The organism is Algoriphagus alkaliphilus, assembly GCF_900103735.1.
Classification (GTDB): domain Bacteria; phylum Bacteroidota; class Bacteroidia; order Cytophagales; family Cyclobacteriaceae; genus Algoriphagus; species Algoriphagus alkaliphilus.
In genome coordinates, this window is record NZ_FMXE01000005.1 from 147494 (window position 1) to 165285 (window position 17792).

Consider the following 17792-nt stretch of genomic DNA (forward strand, 5'->3'; position numbering starts at 1 on the left):
TAACCAATGCAAATCAACGATCACAACCCACTTCTTCCCTATCAGCCTGCATCCGATCGGTACGATCAGATGAAATACCGGTATTGTGGTAAAAGTGGGTTAATGCTTCCTGAGATCAGTTTGGGGCTGTGGCATAATTTCGGCCACAACGCGGACCTGACTTTGGGGAGAAAAATCCTGAGAAGGGCCTTTGACCTGGGTATTTGTCACTTCGACTTGGCAAACAATTACGGCCCCCCATTTGGATCGGCTGAAGAAAATTTCGGAAGGATTTTGAAAAAAGATTTCCTCCCCTACCGTGATGAGTTACTGATTTCAAGCAAGGCAGGCTGGGATATGTGGCCTGGACCTTACGGAAATTTTGGTTCCAGAAAATACCTAATTGCCAGCTGCGATCAGAGTCTTAAGCGCATGGGTCTAGAATATGTGGATATTTTCTACCATCACAGGCCTGATCCAAATACCCCATTGGAAGAGACCATGGGAGCTTTGGATCAATTGGTGAGACAGGGCAAAGCGCTCTATGTGGGAATCTCCCAATACAGCGCTGAAGACACCGCCAAAGCTTATGAAATTCTGAAATCTCTGGGAACTCCACTATTGATTCATCAGCCAAGATACAGCATGATTGACCGATGGGTAGAAAATGGACTGATGGATGTCTTGGGGCAGAAAGGAGTTGGGGGTATTGCTTTTTCTCCCCTGGAACAAGGAATGCTCACCGATAAATATTTAAAAGGAATTCCCGCAGACTCCCGTGCGGCAAAAGACGGACGATACCTGAAACCTGAGCAAGTCGCTCCCGAAAAGTTGGAGATGATCAGTAAACTGAATGATATCGCACTCAAAAGAGGCCAATCCCTCGCACAAATGGCTATCGCCTGGCTGCTGAAAGATTCAAGAATCACCTCTGTCCTGATAGGTGTCTCCAAACCGGAACAGCTGGATGACAATGTGGCTGCGGTGAAAAACTCCACGTTCAGTTCTGAGGAAATCACCCAAATAAAAACAATTTTGAGGGTCTGATGCCAATACAAATATCATCCCGGAGTGCCCTGATTTTGATTGTAATCGCTCAATTTTTGGGCACTTCTCTTTGGTTTGCTGGCAATGTGGCTGCGCAGGATTTTGAAGCCCTGCTGGGTACTTCAGGGATGATATCCTGGATTACCTCTGCCGTTCAGCTGGGATTTATAACAGGAACTTTTTTATATGCTTTTGGGTCGATCGCAGATCGCTATTCCCCTTCAGCTGTTTTTTTCTACAGCGCAGTTTTGGCTGCTACGTTTAACATTTTGCTGATCATTCTGCCAGTTGGTTTTGTTTCCGTATTAGGCTTCCGGTTTTTAGTTGGATTCTTTCTGGCAGGAATCTACCCTGTCGGGATGAAAATAGCTTCGGATTATTACGAAAAAGGATTGGGATCCGCCTTGGGATTTTTGGTTGGAGCATTGGTGTTTGGCACTTCATTTCCATTTCTAATCAAAGCCTTGGGAGCGGAATATTCTTGGAAAATCATCCTTTTGGTAACCTCAGGACTTGCAATTATTGGAGGGTCTCTGGTAGGTTTTTTTGTGCCAAATGGTCCATTTCGGAAGGCGAATTCAGTTTTTGATCTTGGCCTGCTCCCCAAGCTTGCCAAAATCAAATCACTTCAAGGGGCGGCATTGGGCTATTTTGGACATATGTGGGAATTGTACACTTTTTGGGCATTACTGCCTTTTTTACTGATGGATTTGAGAAATGAGACTTCAATTGGAGCTGAAAATTCGTTTTGGACTTTTGCAATCATTGCCATTGGAGGGGTTTCCTGTGTTGTGGGTGGATTAATTTCAGGTAAACTAGGAAGTGAAAAAGTGGCCCTTTATAGTTTGGCCGGATCGGGAATCTGTGGGGTATTATTGATTATATTCCCAGAGATACCTAACAGTATGATACTCCCCTTTCTTCTGATTTGGGGTGTTTTGGTCACTGCAGACTCGCCTCAGTTTTCCACTTTAGTCGCTCAGAGTGTTAAGGCGGAGTATCGGGGAACCGCCCTCACCATGGTTAATTCAATAGGATTTGGGCTGACAATAATCAGTATTCAGTTTAATCAATTTATGAGTAATCACTTTTTACCCCGGGAGTTTTTGGGCTGGCTGGCGATTGGGCCTATTTTAGGATTGCTGGGATATCGCTATTTCAGGGGATTTTCACCTTCCAAGTAATAAAAAAAGAGGATCCTTTTGGAGATCCTCTTGAATAAATAGTCTACCGGACTACTATCTAACTACATTTTCGAGATTTGCCAGATAAATCCACTTTTGGTCTCTGGACTTCAAGCCCTCATTTACTGCATTTCTTTGTGCAGCAGTCTGGTTCATATCTTCATAGGCTTGTGCATTGAAAAACTGCACGTAATCCTTATAGAGATTTACAGTAAGGTGTGTGGATGAGGCTTCCGAACCCTGAGGCAGTGCTGCTCTGAGAAAGCTCCAATGCCCCATCATTCCCTGATTAATGCGACTTTGATGGATAGGCTTGAAAACTTCGATTTCGGCTTTTTCATAATCACTAAATTTGCCTTCTACAGCCTTCATCAAATCAAATGAGGCCAAAACCCCGGGTTTATACTGAAAGTTATCATTGGTAGAAGCCAATTCTCTCATATATAATCGCACAGGTAAATCTCTAATGGCAATAGATTGTTTGAATAATGTCCTTATTTGAGCATCGGAGAGATGAGGATAGGCTATTCTGGTGTATTCAATCATCGCTTCATCGTCCAATCCATTCATCATTTTAACGGGATCATCATAGTGGGTTACCATGATGTATTGATATTCTCCCTGTTCTGAGCCTGTTTGAACTTTCCAAAAGTCCCAACCTTTAATCCGTTTGTCGTTGAGAGCCTGCCGATATACCTTTTCTGTTAAATCTTTGAACTCGATGTAGTCAAAAAGCTGGTCTTTCTCCACCTTGATGAATTCGAATACCGAATACTGAGTTTGCTGGGCATGAAGTACGTTTGTCCAAAGCAACCCACAAACCAAGATTAATAAAAACTTTTTCATAATATTTTGGGGTTTAGGGTTTATTGTGCCAGGAATAATTTAAAAATTAATTCTGTAAAAAATCAATTTTCAGAATAAAAACTTTTTATTCAGGTTATTACGGCTTGAAACCTACTTTAAATAAAGTATAGCCTAAAATGTAATTTTTCTAACACTATTGGGGAAAGCTTAGTATTTTAACAATCAAAACAGAAATTCAATGAAGGGACTATCAAGAAGAGATTGGCTAAAAACTTCTACACTGGGAGGAGGTTTGGCGCTATTCGGAGGTACTGGAATCGTATCTTCCCTCAGTGCAGAAGAGATAAAAAAGTATAATCCACGTCCGATAGCCGGTCCAATCCGACTGGGATCCAATGAAAACCCCTACGGCCCATCCGAATCGATGCGGAAAGCTATGGTCGCTGCTTTCGACAATGGGTGCCGCTATCCTTGGGCTTACAATGCTTCTCTGGTTAAAATGATCGCTGAGAAAGAAGGAGTACCCGAAGATTACATTGTCCTGACCGCAGGATCAACGGAAGGTCTGAAAGTAGCCGGAATAACTTTTGGAAGAGGCAGAGAAATCATCAGTTGTACGCCCACATTCCTTTCGATGATGGAATATGCCGAACTTTGGGGCACTGAGATCAACTGGGTACCATTGAACAAAGATCTTGATTTTGATCTGGATGAAATCGAAAAGCGGGTAAGCTATGAAACTGGATTGGTTTTTCTTTGCAACCCAAACAATCCTACCGGGAAGCTTCTGCCTGCTGACAGGGTAATGGATTTCTGTGAAAAAGTAAGTCAACGAACCGTGGTTTTCAGCGATGAAGCCTACTATGATTACATCACCGAGCCCAACTATCCATCTATGGTGGAGTTGGTGAAAAAAGGTCATGATGTAGTGGTTTCCCGTACTCTTTCCAAAGTCTATGGATTGGCGGGAATCCGAATGGGGTATTTGATTGCCAAGCCGGATCTGGCAAAAAAGCTGAAAGACAGAGTTGTCGCCAATACCAATATCATGGCAATTGAGGCAGGAAAAGCGGCCTTGGCTGATGCTGATTTTTACAAGTTTTCGTTGCAAAAAAACGAAGAAGCAAAAGCGATGATCATCCAAACTCTAAATGAGTTAAAGTTGCCTTACCTCCCTTCTCATGCAAATTTTGTTTTTTTTCAATCCGGAAAAGACATCAAAGAACTCGGTGAGATCATGGAGAAAAAGGGATTTATTATCGGTCGTGCATTCCCTCCATTGAATGATTGGTGTAGAATATCAACCGGAACGATCGAGGAAATCACACTTTATAATCGAGCCATCAAGGAAGTACTCGGCTAATGATTGATCGGAATCTTATTTTAGAAAATGAAAAAGTCCTGCTGAGACCAATGGTACTGCAGGACTTTACTTTGCTCCAGGCTTTAAGTGCAGATCCAAAGATGTGGATCTATTTTACACATGATCTGAGTATCCCAGAGGAATTTGAAAAATGGGCCACTCCACATTTCACTGAGGAAAGGCTTCAATTTACCGTCATTGAAAAATCCACGGGAAATCTGGCAGGTGCCACAGCATTCGGGAATTATTCTGTCCGTGATAAGCGAGTTGAGATTGGATGGACTTGGTTGGGAGAAGCATATCAAGGTTTGGGAATAAACCAATCCATGAAGAAACTGATGCTTGACTATTGCTTTGGTGTGTTGAAATTGAAACGGGTCGAAATCAAAACTGATGTCTTGAATATGCCTGCGCGGCATGCTCTATTGAAATTTGGAGCTGTCGAAGAAGGCGTGCTGCGAAGTCATACATTGATGACAAATGGTAGAAGAAGAGACACAATTTATTACAGCCTGATTGAGGGAGAATGGAAGGTTTAGAGTGGGCAGTTGGCAGTGGGCAGTGGCAGTAGGCAGTGGACAGTAGGCAGTGGACAGTAGGCAGTGGCAGTAGGCAGTGGCAGTAGGCAGTAGGCAGTGGGCAGTAGGCAGTTTTTTTGAAGCAAGAGGCTATATTTTTAATTAGTAAGTGAAAAAACGCGAATCTTAGCAGCATCAATCTGATGAATATACTGCCTTAGAATGTAGAACGTCTCCGGAACTTTTGGAACGGTTTCCAGATCGTTTGGATCGGGAAAATCAGGACTTTTCAAGTAGGAATATCGGCTGAGCATGCCCCCCTCAAAATAGCAGTAGGCATTTTCACCTTCTTCTCTACCCGGAAGGTTCAACATTAAGTCTTTTTTCGATTTTTTAATCCCCTGAATAAAATCTTCCACCCGTTCATTGTAAGTCAGTGGATTTTCGGAAGAATTGCAGGCTCCAAGGCAAGTTTCATCCTGGAGGACTTGGCAGGTCACTTTCCTTAAGCCACTCAATTTTTGACAAAGTTGGTAGGTCTCAATTCCGGATTTCAGAAATTGATTTGCTTCCTCTGAGGAGAAAAAAGTTTCCAAAGGCCTTAAGTTTTTACTCACTTTGGCAACCTGAAAACGATAATACCCGGAACCATCCTGATAATGGAACAAACCCCACAAGGTTTTTGGCATTTTCAAGGCTGAATTGTAGGTAGGCCAAAGCCGCTTGATTTCTAGCGTTTCAAAAAGCAAAGCCATGAATTCCGTTCCTGTAAGTTGCCACTGAAGATCCACCACCTCGGTTTTCAATTGCTGCTTCAGTTGAGGCAAAACCTGTCCGGAGAAGTGTCCTTTGAATCGCTCCCTGATATTCAATGCTTTTCCCACATAGATGACTTTCCCTTTAGTATTGAGCATGTAGTACACGCCGCAAGCTTCAGGGATTTGTTTGAATTTGGTTAAGGGGAAATGAGGAGGAAGAAAAGTTTCTCCAGCGTTTCTTTTCAGAGATGAAAATATAATATTCTGCCTATCTCTGATCATTTGATCAAATAGTAAAGCGGTAGCCTTGGCATCACCCATAGCCCGGTGACGGGCCAAAATGGGAATTTTTTGGCTCTCGCAAATCCTACCCAAACTGTAGGAACCCAGTCCGGGAAAAACCTTTCTGGAAAGCCGGACGGTACATAATTTTTGGGAATTGAGCACTTTTCCCATTTTTAGAAAGGCCTCACGAATAAACCCAAAATCAAAATTTACCGAATGGGCGACAAAGACCCGATCGTCCAATAGCTCCCAAAGTTCCTCAGCGATTTCAGAGAAGGTTGGTGCGGATCGTACCATGTTGTTGTCAATTCCTGTCAGTCCGGTGATGTATCCCGGTATCTGCTGCTCCGGATTAATTAAGGTTTGCCATTCGGTCACAATTTGAACTCCGTCATGGATCAAAACTGCAATTTCTGTAATCCCCGCACCTCTCGGTGATCCTCCTGTGGTTTCAATATCTACAATGGCAAATTCCATAGGTTAAAGTTAATGCATAGAGGCAAGAGAACAGCAGGGAAGACAAGGGTTGTCGGGGATTGCCTTTGAGTAGCGGGAAGACGGAAGAAGGGTGCTGGATGTCCGGTGTCGGATGACCGGTGTCGGATGACCGGTGCTGGATGTCCGATATCTTATACTGGATGACCGATGTCTGTACTTTGTACATCTTTGTCTCCAGCTTGTGGCATCTTGCCGCTTGGTTCTGTGCTTTTGTTTTCTCCTGCTTCGGTCTTTCTGCTTCCTGACTCTTAAATCACTAATTCACATATGCAGCGATCAGTTTTTCTGCACAGCGTTCCCCATCCATGGCCGCAGAGACGATGCCACCGGCATACCCAGCACCTTCAGCACAGGGATATAATCTTTTAATATGAGGATGCTCGAAGGTTTCTTTATCCCGAGGAATACGGACGGGTGAGGAGGTTCGGCTTTCCACCCCGATGATCTGGGCCTCATTGGTAAAGTACCCCTTCATCTTCTGTCCAAAGGCTTTAAATGCAATTGCCATTCGTTCCGAAATAAAATCTGGAAGAACCGCCCGCATTTCCACAGACTCCAAACCAGGCTGGTAGGACGTATCCAATAGCGAATTGCTTACTTTCCTGTTAACAAAATCAACCATACGCTGGGCAGGAGCCACCTGATTTTTCCCTCCCAATTCCCATGCGCTTTTTTCGATATCCGCCTGAAAATGCATCGCGGCGAGCGCGCCAAATTTTTGATAGTGAGGCAAATCTTCCAGCTCCACTGAAACCACCATCCCTGAATTGGCAAACTTACTGTCCCTTCTGCTTGGGCTCATTCCATTGACGACTAACTCACCCGGAGCCGTTGCAGCGGGAACAATAAAACCTCCAGGGCACATACAAAAGCTGAACACACCACGCTGTTTTCCTTTAAACTCAGTTTGCTGCACCAAAGAATAAGCTGAAGCAGGTAAATAAGGCCCGCGATCCAACTCACAATGATATTGGATACGGTCGATCAAATTTTGACTGTGCTCTATCCGGACTCCCAAGGCGAAAGGTTTGGCCTCTATCAGTACTTTTCTCTGAGCAAGAAGTTGAAAAATATCTCTGGCTGAATGTCCCGTCGCGAGAATCACTCCCATTCCCCTGATGGCATCGCCATGATTTGTCAACACCCCTTTGATTTCATCTCGTTCCAGGATCAAATCTTCTACCCGGGTTTCGAAATGGATTTCACCTCCGGATTCCAGGATACTTTCTCTAAGTTTGGCAACCAGAACGGGTAATTTGTTTGTGCCAATATGGGGATGTGCATCGACGAGGATTTCCTCAGTAGCACCGTGCGCTACCAAGATTTCCATGATTCTCCGAATATCTCCTCTTTTCTTGGATCGGGTATAAAGTTTCCCGTCAGAATAAGTACCTGCTCCTCCTTCGCCAAAACAATAATTAGAGTCTGGATTTACAATTCCTTCCTTGTTAATTGCCGCTAGGTCACGGCGCCTGGCACGGACATCTTTACCTCTTTCGATCACAATTGGCTTAACTCCCAATTCGATTGCGCGTAAGGCCGCAAAAAGACCTGCAGGGCCTGCTCCTACTATGACGATGCGATCTGCATTTCGAACGTCTTGATACTTCGGTAAATGATCTAATAGGGAGCCGGGGCTTTCATTTATAAAAAGCTCCGCTTCAACATTCACAATTACTTTTCTGCCTCGTGCATCGATCGATCTACGGGTTTGGCGGGCAAAGGATTCTTCGATATCAGCGGGAAGTCCTGCTTTACGAAGGACAGTTTGTTTAAAAACAGCTTCATCGTAAGCCTCCTCAGGGCTTAGCTGCAGTGTGAATGTCTTTTTCATGGTAAGGTATTTATCCTTAAATCAATGCAAAGGTAAGTATCAAGATTTTAGTATCAAGAAAAGTAGAAATAATGTGGAAATACAATAGAACTAGGCTCCCTTCGGTCGCGAGATAGGCTTCTGAAAAAAAACAAAGCGGCCTTGCTCACAAATCCCAAATCCAACAAAGCATTAAGATTCAGAAACAAAAAAAGCCGCTCTTATTACAAAGCGGCTATTCTTGATATCATACTTGGTACTTAATACTTGATACTATCAATTCATTCGGTCCAAGACTTCAAATCTTGAGGAATTGGAGATATACTCCGGTACTAAAGACTTCAAATGTCTAACGAGATCTGTTTCGTTATTTTTTCCGATCAACTCATGGAAAAACTCAATCTGTCCATCAATTCTATGATAAGATGAAGTTTGAACTTGAGCAATTTTTATTTTTGGATGGTGGGTGATTTTTACTGTTTCGAAATCGTTCAGCAATTCCTCATACAGCTTCTCCCCTTCTCTCAGGCCGGTAAATTGGATTTTGATATCCACATCAACCTTCTTACCGGAGAGTTGAATCATCTTTTTAGCCAGATCCAGAATCTTAAGCGGCTCCCCCATGTCAAAGACGAAAATTTCGCCTCCTTCTCCCATTACTCCAGCTTCCAGAACAAGCTGACAGGCCTCAGGAATGGTCATGAAATACCTAGTGATGTCGGGGTGAGTAACTGATATCGGCCCGCCATTCAAAATTTGCTTTTTGAAGAGTGGAATTACAGAACCATTTGAGCCTAAGACATTTCCAAATCTGGTAGTTATAAAACGAGTATGGTACTTTTTGTGGTTGGCTTCCAAGTATTCATTCAAAGCCTGAACATACATTTCTGCTGCCCGCTTGCTAGCCCCCATCACATTAGTAGGGTTAACAGCTTTATCCGTGGAGACGAAAACAAATTTTTCGACTTGGGACAAAACGGAAAGATCTGCAAGAATTTTAGTACCTATTACATTGGCATGAACTGCTTCTTCCGGATAATTTTCCATCATCGGAACATGCTTGTAGGCAGCTGCGTGGAATACTACTTGGGGTTTGAATTCTTTGAAGATTTCCTTCATCTTCTTTTTATTCTTCACATCCCCCAAGACAATCTTGATAGCACAGTTTGGGTGTTGCTCTCTAAATTCTTGCTCAATATCATACAAAGGTGACTCCGCAATATCCAGCATCACAATTAACTTGGGATGATAATAAGATATTTGTCTACATAGCTCAGAGCCAATAGAGCCCGCAGCTCCGGAAACCATGACAACCTTATCTTTTAGGTCCTGTTCGATCCTTGGATTGTCCAAAATAATCTGTTCCCTACTCAGTAAGTCTTCAATTTTAATTTCCCGAATAGCCCCGGCAGTTAGACCACCATTAATCCATTGATCCACCGGAGGAACCATAGAGACCGAGACGTTCAATCTAAGGCATTCATCGATGATTTCATTTTTTCGGTGAACAGATAGATCCCTGACAGCAATAATCAATTCAGTGATATTAAATTGCTTTACAAGTTTTTCGAGGTCATCCAGTCCTTTATAAATTCGTTTGCCATCAATATTTTTACCGTCTTTTTTAGTGTCATCATCCAAGAATGCGACAATATTCATTTGACTTTTACTGTCGTTTTTGATTGCTTCCTGAGCGATTATCCCAGCTTCACCTGCACCAAAAATAACACCGTGCCGTAGATCTTTCTGAGCAAATCCATTTTTCAGATAAACGAAGAGTTCTTTTACCAGTAATCGATAAAAAATCAGCATAAACATGGCTGACAAACTTGCAACTATTAAAACCGAGGTAGGAAGGAGGAATTTATCATTAAGAAAGCTTCCATGGAAAAAATTAAGAAATAGGAAAAGAATAAAATTGATCAGGACGGTCTTAAAAATATTTGAGCCATCACGAAATCCGGTATGCCTTACTATACCCTCGTAACTTCGAGTATTTTGCATAACCAGCAGGCCTCCAATCATAAAAGTGAAGCTTCCTGCAAAGGCATCATACTGCTCAATGAGTTCAAGTTCAAAGTTAAATCGAACCAAGTAACCAAAAAGAGCACAATGAAAAAGAATAAGAGAATCAAGAGAAGCAATAATCCATCTTGGGAGAATCTTCAGCCTGGATAAAAAATTCATAGTAGATTTATTTTCAAATAGTTATAAGACAGATTTTCAAACTATTTATTCAAAATATTATTGCAAAGTAAGCAGATTTTTTTTATTTATTCATTTTCATTTTTTTTTTAGGTTATTCTGTAATTTTCAGCCAATTGTTTTTAAGATTTATCTAAAGCCAACACCTAAAGGAAGTACAACTACGAAGCAAAAGAGGTTATTGGATTTTTTTGTATGAAATAAATTGGGAAAAGGACTATTTACTACCAGTGAATTTTCCAATTGTGACATGTCCATGCTGGCTCACACCCTTTCCCCTCAATACATTCCATAGAGTTTGAAAAAGTATTTTTAAATCCAGACCAAGGGAAACATGTTGTACATACCAAATATCGTATTCGAATTTTTTTTCCCAAGTAATCGCATTTCTTCCATTGATTTGCGCCCAACCTGTCACACCGGGTCTCACCTGATGTCTTTTTGCCTGTGTAGAATTATATAATGACAAGTACTCTTTCAGTAATGGTCGAGGCCCAACCAGGCTCATTTCTCCTTTCAAGACATTGATTAATTGAGGGATTTCATCCAAGGAAGTTCTACGAACCATTTTGCCGAAATTGGTAATTCTAAGTTCGTCTGAAAGTAAATCTCCAAATTGATTTTTGGAATCTGCCATAGTTTTAAACTTCATTATTTTAAAAAGTGTAGCATTTCTTCCGGGTCGATCCTGAAAGAAGAAAGGATTCCCTTTAAAATGTAGTGCGAGAAGAACTAGCAGTGTCAAAAAGAGTGGAAAAAGTATAAGAAACATTAAAGAGGCAATAATTACATCTAGGATTCTCTTCCAAAAACGCGGGTAATTCACACTAGGAAATTTTGGTCAATTCATTTTCTATAACTCCCACAATTTTCTTTTGATCTTCATAGGTCAGCGTAATAGAACTTGGGAGGCATAAACCACGCAGAAATAACTTTTCAGCAACATGCCCCCCATAAAACGGTACCCCGCGGTAGGCAGGCTGAAGATGAAGGGGTTTCCATAAAAACCTAGTCTCAATTCCATTTTTAAACAACAAAATCCGAAGTCGGTCATTTGAAAATCCGGTTAGTTTTTCGTCAATCAAAATTGTGGTCAACCAAAAATTAGACTTAGATTCCTCCGACTCTTTTTGAAAACTTATTCCTGGAAGGTCTTCAAAGAAAATCCTATACCTTTCGTTAATTAACCGTCGCTTTGCCACACAAGCATCGAGTTTTTCGAGTTGGGCAAGGCCTACTGCTGCGGCCATATTATTCATTCTATAATTGTATCCAATCTCCAGATGCTGATAATAGGGCAAGTCTTCTCTGGCTTGGGTGGATAGATATTTCGCTCTTTCAATAATGGTGACTTCATCAGAAATCAAAGCCCCGCCACCGCCTGAGGTGATGATTTTATTTCCATTGAAGGAAAATACTCCGATTTTACCAAACGAACCACAACTTAATTCTCTGTAAGTGCTGCCTACAGCTTCAGCAGCATCTTCCAAGACTGGGATTTTATATTTTTCAGAGATCTCCATTATTTCTTTCATTTTGGCCGGCATGCCAAATAGATGAACGACAATAATAGCTTTTGGCTTTCTCCCCAAGGATATTCTACTCAGAATTGCATCTTCAAGAAGTTCTGGCGACATGTTCCAGGTATCTTCCTCACTATCAACAAAAATTGGAGAGGCACCAAGGTATACGATCGGATTGGCTGAAGCACAAAAAGTAAAGGATTGGCAAATTACCTCATCTCCAGGACCGACTCCCAAAATCACCAGTCCGAGATGTAAAGCTGAAGTACCTGAGTTGAGTGCAACTGCCTGATGGGTTTTAATTTTTTTTGAAAATTTATTTTCAAACTTATTTATAAAGGACCCACTTGTAGCCAATTGTCCTGAGCTCATAGCCTTTTCAATATATACCCTTTCATTTCCATCAAATACAGGAGCGGAAAGTGGAATCAAATAGGGCATAAATCAGAAAATAAGAATTGATGCTGTTAAACTTACAACTTAAAGGACAAAAACCAAACCAGAAAATTCATTTTTAAAACTAAAAAGGCTCCAATGGAGCCTCTCTTACTATTTTACTGTCTTTAATTACTAATTCAAATTCATCTCTTCAGGATTCAACATTTCTTTGTCTAATTTAACTTTACTTCTTTGGGTAGAAGTCAAAGGCTTGATTTCTAATATCCTTGGAGTGGTAAGTGAATGTCTTTTCACATATTTCACAGTCACTCTATCAAGTCTAAAACCAAGGGCAAGGACAATAGCTGCCAACACAGGTAGGATAACATTATCCGAAAAATCCCCCAAAATAAATACCAATAAAACCAGACTTAATTGCAATAAACCCAGGGTTAAAGCAACTTCATTATGCTTCATCCCCATTCTTATCATAAAATGGTGAATATGGCTTTTATCTGCTGTCATCGGATGCTTTCCCTGGGAAACCCTTTTTGCAAAAACTCTTGCCATGTCATAAAGCGGATAGATCATCAGTACAATTCCCGCGGTGAATGAAGGCTGAATTTTAAGGAATGCGTCTGCGGGTAATGCTGCATTGTTTTCCATGAAGGCGACGATCAAACTCCCCAATCCAAAGCCAAGGGTAAGAGAACCTGTATCACCCATAAAAATTTTTGCAGGGTGCCAATTGAAGATCATAAATGCAAGTACTCCACCGAGCAATGAAAAGCTAAGGACGGCATAACTTTCAAGACCTTGGATATAAAACCATCCTCCCAAGATGCTCAAGGAAATGGCTGCCACAGTACCTGCAAGTCCATCTAATCCATCAATTAAATTAAAGGCATTAGTAAGGGCTAAAAGTACAAAAGAAGTAAACCCATAGCTGATCAGTAGCGGGAGCTCATGTACTCCTATGAAGCCGTGAAAATCTTTGATCCGAATATCTCCGGCCACAACCACAATTAAGACGGCAACAAACTGACCCGCCAATTTATGTTTGGCTTTCAGTTCAACCATGTCATCCCGAAGGCCCACAATAAACATCAAGGCAATAGCTCCAAGAAGAAATCGGATATCAGGAAGTGGAAACTGCCATCCCCAAATCGCAAGGGTGACGAAGGTGGCGACCACAAAACTAATTCCTCCCATCGAAGGCGTAAATTTCTTATGGATTTTACGCCCACCCGGAGCGTCTCCTATGTTTGCTCTCCGGAGTACCGAGATGACAATCGGAGTAATCAGAAAACCTACAGAAAAAGCAGTGATTGTAGCTAAAAGAAAGTACATAATAGGTTGGTTTTTAAAAAAAGAAATCGATATAATTTAAGATTTAGCAATTATTATACCTCCATTTACTGAAAAGTAATTTGAAGCAATTCTTTTTGGAATATTTAATTACGAACCGCTTTAGATCACAAAAGTACCTTTAGTCTTTCAACGAATGGAAATCCCAATTTGCTACATGGAATTGGTAAAAATTTTTAAAATTGGTTTAAACCCGATTTAATATCGCCTACAGTTGGCTAATCGAAATTATCTCTGGAAATTTTAATAAATCTTTTTAGAACACAAATTAGATTTTTTGAAATTATGATTTTGGTTTTCATCAAAATTAATTCTCTGAAAGAATGATGATAAAAAGATGGCTTTTTTAACGGCAATCATTAAACACCTAATTAATCTAAGGTTTACTCTTAGTCATACTTTGAAATTTTCTTTCAAATTGATTCAATAGTTAGATTTCTGATTTTGGAAAAGACTCCAAACAATTCAAAAAAAATTAGTTGGATCAAATTTCAAAAATTTTATCTAAACTATAAAAATCAATTGCTTTTTTATTCAATCTAAGATTTAAGTAAATGATCAAAATATTCAATCGTCTTCACCAATCCGGTACGTAAATCCACAATGGGTTCCCAGTCCAATTCTTTTTTGGCCAGGTCGATTACCGGTTGGCGCTGCATGGGATCATCCTGAGGCAATGGCAAAAACTTCAATTGGCTTTTGCTTCCTGTCATTTCGATGACTAATTGGGCGAGTTCCAGCATGGTGAATTCACCGGGATTGCCAATGTTCACCGGTCCGGTAAATCCATCGCGGGAATTCATCAAGCGATACATCCCTTCAATATTGTCATCCACATAGCAAAAGCTTCGGGTTTGTTTGCCATCTCCAAAGATGGTAATGTCTTGCCCTTTCAAGGCCTGCACGATAAAATTACTGACTACTCTCCCGTCGTTTGGATGCATTCTTGGGCCGTAGGTATTGAAGATCCGCATCACCTTGATCGCAACCTTATGCTGTCGGTGGTAATCAAAAAAGAGTGTCTCGGCACATCGCTTTCCTTCGTCGTAACAGGCGCGGATGCCGGTGGTACTTACACTGCCTTTGTAGGATTCAGGTTGAGGATGTATTTCAGGATCTCCATAGACTTCGGAGGTACTGGCCTGAAGGATTTTTATTCTTAGCCTTTTGGCTAGGCCGAGCATATTGATGGCACCAATTACAGATGTCTTGGTGGTCTGAACTGGGTCAAACTGATAATGAACAGGGCTGGCAGGACAGGCAAGGTTATACACTTCGTCCACCTCAGCATAAAGTGGAAAAGTCACATCGTGCCTCAGAAATTCGAAATTCTTATCATCCAAGAGATGGTGAATGTTAAATTTTCTTCCTGTGAAAAGGTTATCCACACAAAGCACTTCGTTGCCTTCATTAAGTAATCGCTCACAAAGGTGAGATCCCAAAAATCCGGCGCCGCCAGTGACTAATATTCGTTTCATGGTTGGGGGTTAAAGGATTCAGTTTTAGAGGTTAGGCTCAAATTTTATCTTTAGTTTAAAACCTTTGGAGTCACTTGACAACAAGGTTAGAATAAGATTATTTATTTTTATTTTAAATGACACGGTTATAAAAAAAAATATACTCAAAAGGATGTCTTGTTAATAAATCCGGAACGAAAGCCCCTTATGATTGGAATCTGACCTTACTGATTTATGCCTTGGCAATGTATAGAAAATTGATAAAATCTTTAGTTTCGTCGCTTTCAAATCCTTCTTTTGTTAAATGCTAACAATCAGTTAAAACACCCTGAAAAGCTGCCAAATTTCAAAATCTTCATATTTTTCGATTCGGATCCATTACTCACTTTCAATAATTAACTATTCATTTAAACTAATTACATCATCTCCTTCTGCTGTCGTTTATAGATCTTTAAACGATTTGATTTTTTCTTTTATGAGAACAAATATAGCATCAGAAGTTTGAATCTAGACAGTTTTTGTTAATCACTACCCAGACCCTTTTTTGGAAGTTAAATCGCCTAATCAGGCGGAATTCCGTACTTTGAGTCAAAATTAATTAAACTTTCAGAGTTAACAACTAAGAATACATCTCGGATTTGACCAAAAATGCAATACCCTATGGTTGTAACTATTTAGAAATACATTTTTTATATCTCCTTCCCCTTAACAATCAAAAACCAATCTCCTTCGAGTTCGAGATACCCGAAGTCATAGCAATAATGGTAAAGGTTACCTTTTTTGTTTTGGTAGCTATGGGTGAAAAATTTAAAATTAAACCCTGCTCGCATCAGTCGCTCCCGGGTTGTCTTGGATAGATCCTCCCCTAGTGGGATCAATTTCTGAAGGATGTTCCTATTTTTCTTGAGGGTATGATTGATATTTCGGATCAGGTTGGTGCTATCCGAATTTTGTTGATTGTTGTAGGTGTTTCTGCAGCTGTCATCACAGAATTTTTTATCTACCCTACCCTGAATCGGTTTTCCGCAATGTAGGCAGTTTCTTTTTTCCTGGCTCATATCTAAAAAGTTTGGGGTAATTTACAGGATTAGTTTGAATTTATCGGTAGGTGGAGGTTGAATTTGGCCTTAGGGGTTAGTAAGTTAAGGATTAAGGGTTTCGGATGTCGGATGTTAAATTGACTAATTGACTAATTGTTGAATCGATTTCCAAAGTCCGGTGTCCTGCAATTAATTGACATACTATTCACGTTTTACAGATTTTTATTTTTCACTACTTGCTTCCTGTGTCTACTGACTCCCTTAAGAGGGGAAATAGGCTTTGTGTGGAAACTCGATTTAGATTTCAAAGAATCCTTGCCGGTCATCCAACATCGGCCACCTGACATCCTGCATCCGTCATACTATTTTACTATTTTTCCCACATGAAGAAAGTTTTGATCCTTCTAGTATTTGTAATGATTTCCATTCCTGCTTTTTCCCAAGAGGAAGGCGAGTTGGGAGCTTGGTAAAATCGGCCTTACGCACCGCTATCGATACGAGCAGCGATGGATTGATAAATCAGACTTTCGAACCCGCTATCGCTATGCGGTTTTCATATACCAAAGAGCTGAGTGATAAAGGACCCATTTACCTGCCGGTATATGATGAGATTTTCATCAATGGAGAAAAGCCAACAGAAAATTCTCAGTTTTTTCACCCTAACAGAATCTATTTGGGTTTGGGATATCGTACATCATCGAAATTGGCATTGCAAATTGGGCTGATGGAGCAGACAAGTACCTTCCGTTCGAAGACCCAACTCCAATTCAGTGCCTTTCACCAGCTATTTTCCAAAAAATGAATTCTTGGTGATTTTCTGATATGATTCTGGAAAAAAACACATTTTATGAACAGATTGTGATAAATTAGACTTGCTAGAACGCTGAAAAATAAACACTTGACAAAACAAAATTTCAGATCCTAGGGTTAAACTCCCACCATAGGTATGTAGAAATCCCGAACAACCAAATCTAAGTAACCCATGAAAATTTCATCTACCCTCCTTCTAATCCTAGTTGTGATTTCATCCTCCTGTTTTTCCTCAAAAGATTACGTGACCGATTACGACTACAATTATACCGGGTCATTTAAAAAATATAAGACTTTTGCGTTTGTGGAGTCGGGTGAAAATGAGTCCTCGCCCTTGTCGAGTGTTCTCAATGCAACCATAGGTGCAAGATTGGGTTCACAGGGATATCGGGAGCAAATTAACAAACCGGACATGCTGGTGAGTTACAAAATTTTTTCTGACTCGATTCGCTATCGGGGGTATGTGCAACCTGAATTTGATTATTGGCTCAATAGGACAGGGTTGACCTATCGCAATGATGAAGGTGAAATCGAGCGGGAGCAGGAAAAAGATGAAACGTATAATCAAGTCAAATACGCCCAAAACAGTGGCATGTTGGTTATTTATGTCATTGACTCTAAAAAAGGCAGCACCATATGGCAAGGATATACCGCCGCTATATTTGATCAGGAATCACCTAATTTTCAATCCGACATTACAAGGGCTGCCTATCGGGTGATGAATGAATTCAAAATCATCAATAGATTGAGCGAATAGGC

16 protein-coding genes are annotated in these 17792 nt (G+C 40.8%); 7 read left to right on the forward strand and 9 right to left on the reverse strand.

The annotated features are described in order from the left end of the window. Nucleotides 1–6 precede the first annotated feature (6 nt). Both mgrA and BLQ81_RS04420 read left to right on the forward strand, forming a co-directional pair. On the forward strand, nt 7–1026 hold the full coding sequence (gene mgrA, locus BLQ81_RS04415) for an L-glyceraldehyde 3-phosphate reductase (RefSeq protein WP_092728739.1): 1020 nt from the start codon (nt 7–9) through the stop codon (nt 1024–1026). Continuing rightward, nucleotides 1026–2210 (forward strand): MFS transporter, encoded by a 1185-nt coding sequence (locus BLQ81_RS04420; protein WP_092728740.1) that lies wholly within the window; start codon nt 1026–1028, stop codon nt 2208–2210. The genes mgrA and BLQ81_RS04420 overlap by 1 nt, the downstream gene beginning before the upstream one ends. A gap of 54 nt (nt 2211–2264) precedes the next feature. Here BLQ81_RS04420 and BLQ81_RS04425 read toward each other — a convergent pair whose 3' ends face one another. After that, nucleotides 2265–3056 (reverse strand): hypothetical protein, encoded by a 792-nt coding sequence (locus tag BLQ81_RS04425; protein ID WP_092728741.1) that lies wholly within the window; start codon nt 3054–3056, stop codon nt 2265–2267. A 199-nt stretch (nt 3057–3255) separates the two neighbouring features. Here BLQ81_RS04425 and BLQ81_RS04430 point away from each other — a divergent pair, with 199 nt between their 5' ends. Both BLQ81_RS04430 and BLQ81_RS04435 read left to right on the forward strand, forming a co-directional pair. Then, nucleotides 3256–4380, forward strand: coding sequence for a pyridoxal phosphate-dependent aminotransferase (locus tag BLQ81_RS04430; RefSeq protein ID WP_092728742.1), 1125 nt, complete (start codon nt 3256–3258; stop codon nt 4378–4380). Then, complete coding sequence (locus BLQ81_RS04435; RefSeq protein ID WP_092728743.1) at nt 4380–4919, forward strand: GNAT family N-acetyltransferase; 540 nt, start codon at nt 4380–4382, stop codon at nt 4917–4919. Before BLQ81_RS04430 ends, BLQ81_RS04435 begins: the two co-directional genes overlap by 1 nt. A 137-nt stretch (nt 4920–5056) precedes the next feature. Here the strand turns inward: BLQ81_RS04435 and BLQ81_RS04440 are convergent, their stop codons facing one another. The 8 genes from BLQ81_RS04440 to BLQ81_RS04475 form a co-directional block, all read right to left on the reverse strand. Further along, nucleotides 5057–6418, reverse strand: a complete 1362-nt coding sequence (locus tag BLQ81_RS04440; protein WP_092728744.1) for an exonuclease domain-containing protein — start codon at nt 6416–6418, stop codon at nt 5057–5059. 277 nt (nt 6419–6695) lie between these two features. Then, nucleotides 6696–8273: an NAD(P)/FAD-dependent oxidoreductase gene (locus tag BLQ81_RS04445; protein ID WP_092728745.1), complete on the reverse strand. Its 1578-nt coding sequence runs from the start codon at nt 8271–8273 to the stop codon at nt 6696–6698. A 255-nt stretch (nt 8274–8528) separates the two neighbouring features. Continuing rightward, nucleotides 8529–10439 (reverse strand): polysaccharide biosynthesis protein, encoded by a 1911-nt coding sequence (locus BLQ81_RS04450; RefSeq protein ID WP_092728746.1) that lies wholly within the window; start codon nt 10437–10439, stop codon nt 8529–8531. A 235-nt stretch (nt 10440–10674) separates the two neighbouring features. Beyond that, nucleotides 10675–11283, reverse strand: coding sequence for a sugar transferase (locus BLQ81_RS04455; protein ID WP_092728747.1), 609 nt, complete (start codon nt 11281–11283; stop codon nt 10675–10677). Between the two features lies 1 nt (nt 11284). Further along, nucleotides 11285–12421, reverse strand: a complete 1137-nt coding sequence (locus BLQ81_RS04460; RefSeq protein ID WP_092728748.1) for an aminotransferase class I/II-fold pyridoxal phosphate-dependent enzyme — start codon at nt 12419–12421, stop codon at nt 11285–11287. A gap of 129 nt (nt 12422–12550) precedes the next feature. Continuing rightward, complete coding sequence (locus tag BLQ81_RS04465; RefSeq protein ID WP_092728749.1) at nt 12551–13708, reverse strand: glycosyltransferase family 4 protein; 1158 nt, start codon at nt 13706–13708, stop codon at nt 12551–12553. A 557-nt stretch (nt 13709–14265) separates the two neighbouring features. Then, nucleotides 14266–15204: a UDP-glucuronic acid decarboxylase family protein gene (locus tag BLQ81_RS04470; RefSeq protein WP_092728750.1), complete on the reverse strand. Its 939-nt coding sequence runs from the start codon at nt 15202–15204 to the stop codon at nt 14266–14268. A 668-nt stretch (nt 15205–15872) separates the two neighbouring features. Beyond that, nucleotides 15873–16241 (reverse strand): DUF2116 family Zn-ribbon domain-containing protein, encoded by a 369-nt coding sequence (locus BLQ81_RS04475; protein ID WP_092728751.1) that lies wholly within the window; start codon nt 16239–16241, stop codon nt 15873–15875. Between the two features lie 453 nt (nt 16242–16694). Between BLQ81_RS04475 and BLQ81_RS23075 the strand changes: the two genes are divergently transcribed. From BLQ81_RS23075 to BLQ81_RS04485, 3 genes are all read left to right on the forward strand, one after another. Next, nucleotides 16695–16799 (forward strand): hypothetical protein, encoded by a 105-nt coding sequence (locus BLQ81_RS23075; protein ID WP_407640237.1) that lies wholly within the window; start codon nt 16695–16697, stop codon nt 16797–16799. After that, the gene (locus BLQ81_RS04480; RefSeq protein ID WP_407640238.1) at nt 16768–17025 is read left to right on the forward strand and encodes a DUF2490 domain-containing protein; all 258 of its coding nucleotides are present in this window, start codon (nt 16768–16770) and stop codon (nt 17023–17025) included. The genes BLQ81_RS23075 and BLQ81_RS04480 overlap by 32 nt, the downstream gene beginning before the upstream one ends. Nucleotides 17026–17205: 180 nt before the next feature. Continuing rightward, complete coding sequence (locus BLQ81_RS04485) at nt 17206–17790, forward strand: DUF4136 domain-containing protein (protein ID WP_092728753.1); 585 nt, start codon at nt 17206–17208, stop codon at nt 17788–17790. Nucleotides 17791–17792: the final 2 nt, after the last annotated feature.

Bases quoted from the DNA above. Each gene is read 5' to 3' on its own strand.
- mgrA (WP_092728739.1), top strand. From the start codon at position 7: ATGCAAATCAACGATCACAACCCACTTCTTCCCTATCAGCCTGCATCC.
- BLQ81_RS04475 (WP_092728751.1), bottom strand. From the start codon at position 16,241: ATGAGCCAGGAAAAAAGAAACTGCCTACATTGCGGAAAACCGATTCAG.
- BLQ81_RS04430 (WP_092728742.1), top strand. From the start codon at position 3,256: ATGAAGGGACTATCAAGAAGAGATTGGCTAAAAACTTCTACACTGGGA.
- BLQ81_RS04420 (WP_092728740.1), top strand. From the start codon at position 1,026: ATGCCAATACAAATATCATCCCGGAGTGCCCTGATTTTGATTGTAATC.
- BLQ81_RS04480 (WP_407640238.1), top strand. From the start codon at position 16,768: ATGCGGTTTTCATATACCAAAGAGCTGAGTGATAAAGGACCCATTTAC.
- BLQ81_RS04460 (WP_092728748.1), bottom strand. From the start codon at position 12,421: ATGCCCTATTTGATTCCACTTTCCGCTCCTGTATTTGATGGAAATGAA.
- BLQ81_RS04445 (WP_092728745.1), bottom strand. From the start codon at position 8,273: ATGAAAAAGACATTCACACTGCAGCTAAGCCCTGAGGAGGCTTACGAT.
- BLQ81_RS04485 (WP_092728753.1), top strand. From the start codon at position 17,206: ATGAAAATTTCATCTACCCTCCTTCTAATCCTAGTTGTGATTTCATCC.
- BLQ81_RS04425 (WP_092728741.1), bottom strand. From the start codon at position 3,056: ATGAAAAAGTTTTTATTAATCTTGGTTTGTGGGTTGCTTTGGACAAAC.
- BLQ81_RS04470 (WP_092728750.1), bottom strand. From the start codon at position 15,204: ATGAAACGAATATTAGTCACTGGCGGCGCCGGATTTTTGGGATCTCAC.
- BLQ81_RS04450 (WP_092728746.1), bottom strand. From the start codon at position 10,439: ATGAATTTTTTATCCAGGCTGAAGATTCTCCCAAGATGGATTATTGCT.
- BLQ81_RS04440 (WP_092728744.1), bottom strand. From the start codon at position 6,418: ATGGAATTTGCCATTGTAGATATTGAAACCACAGGAGGATCACCGAGA.
- BLQ81_RS04435 (WP_092728743.1), top strand. From the start codon at position 4,380: ATGATTGATCGGAATCTTATTTTAGAAAATGAAAAAGTCCTGCTGAGA.
- BLQ81_RS04465 (WP_092728749.1), bottom strand. From the start codon at position 13,708: ATGTACTTTCTTTTAGCTACAATCACTGCTTTTTCTGTAGGTTTTCTG.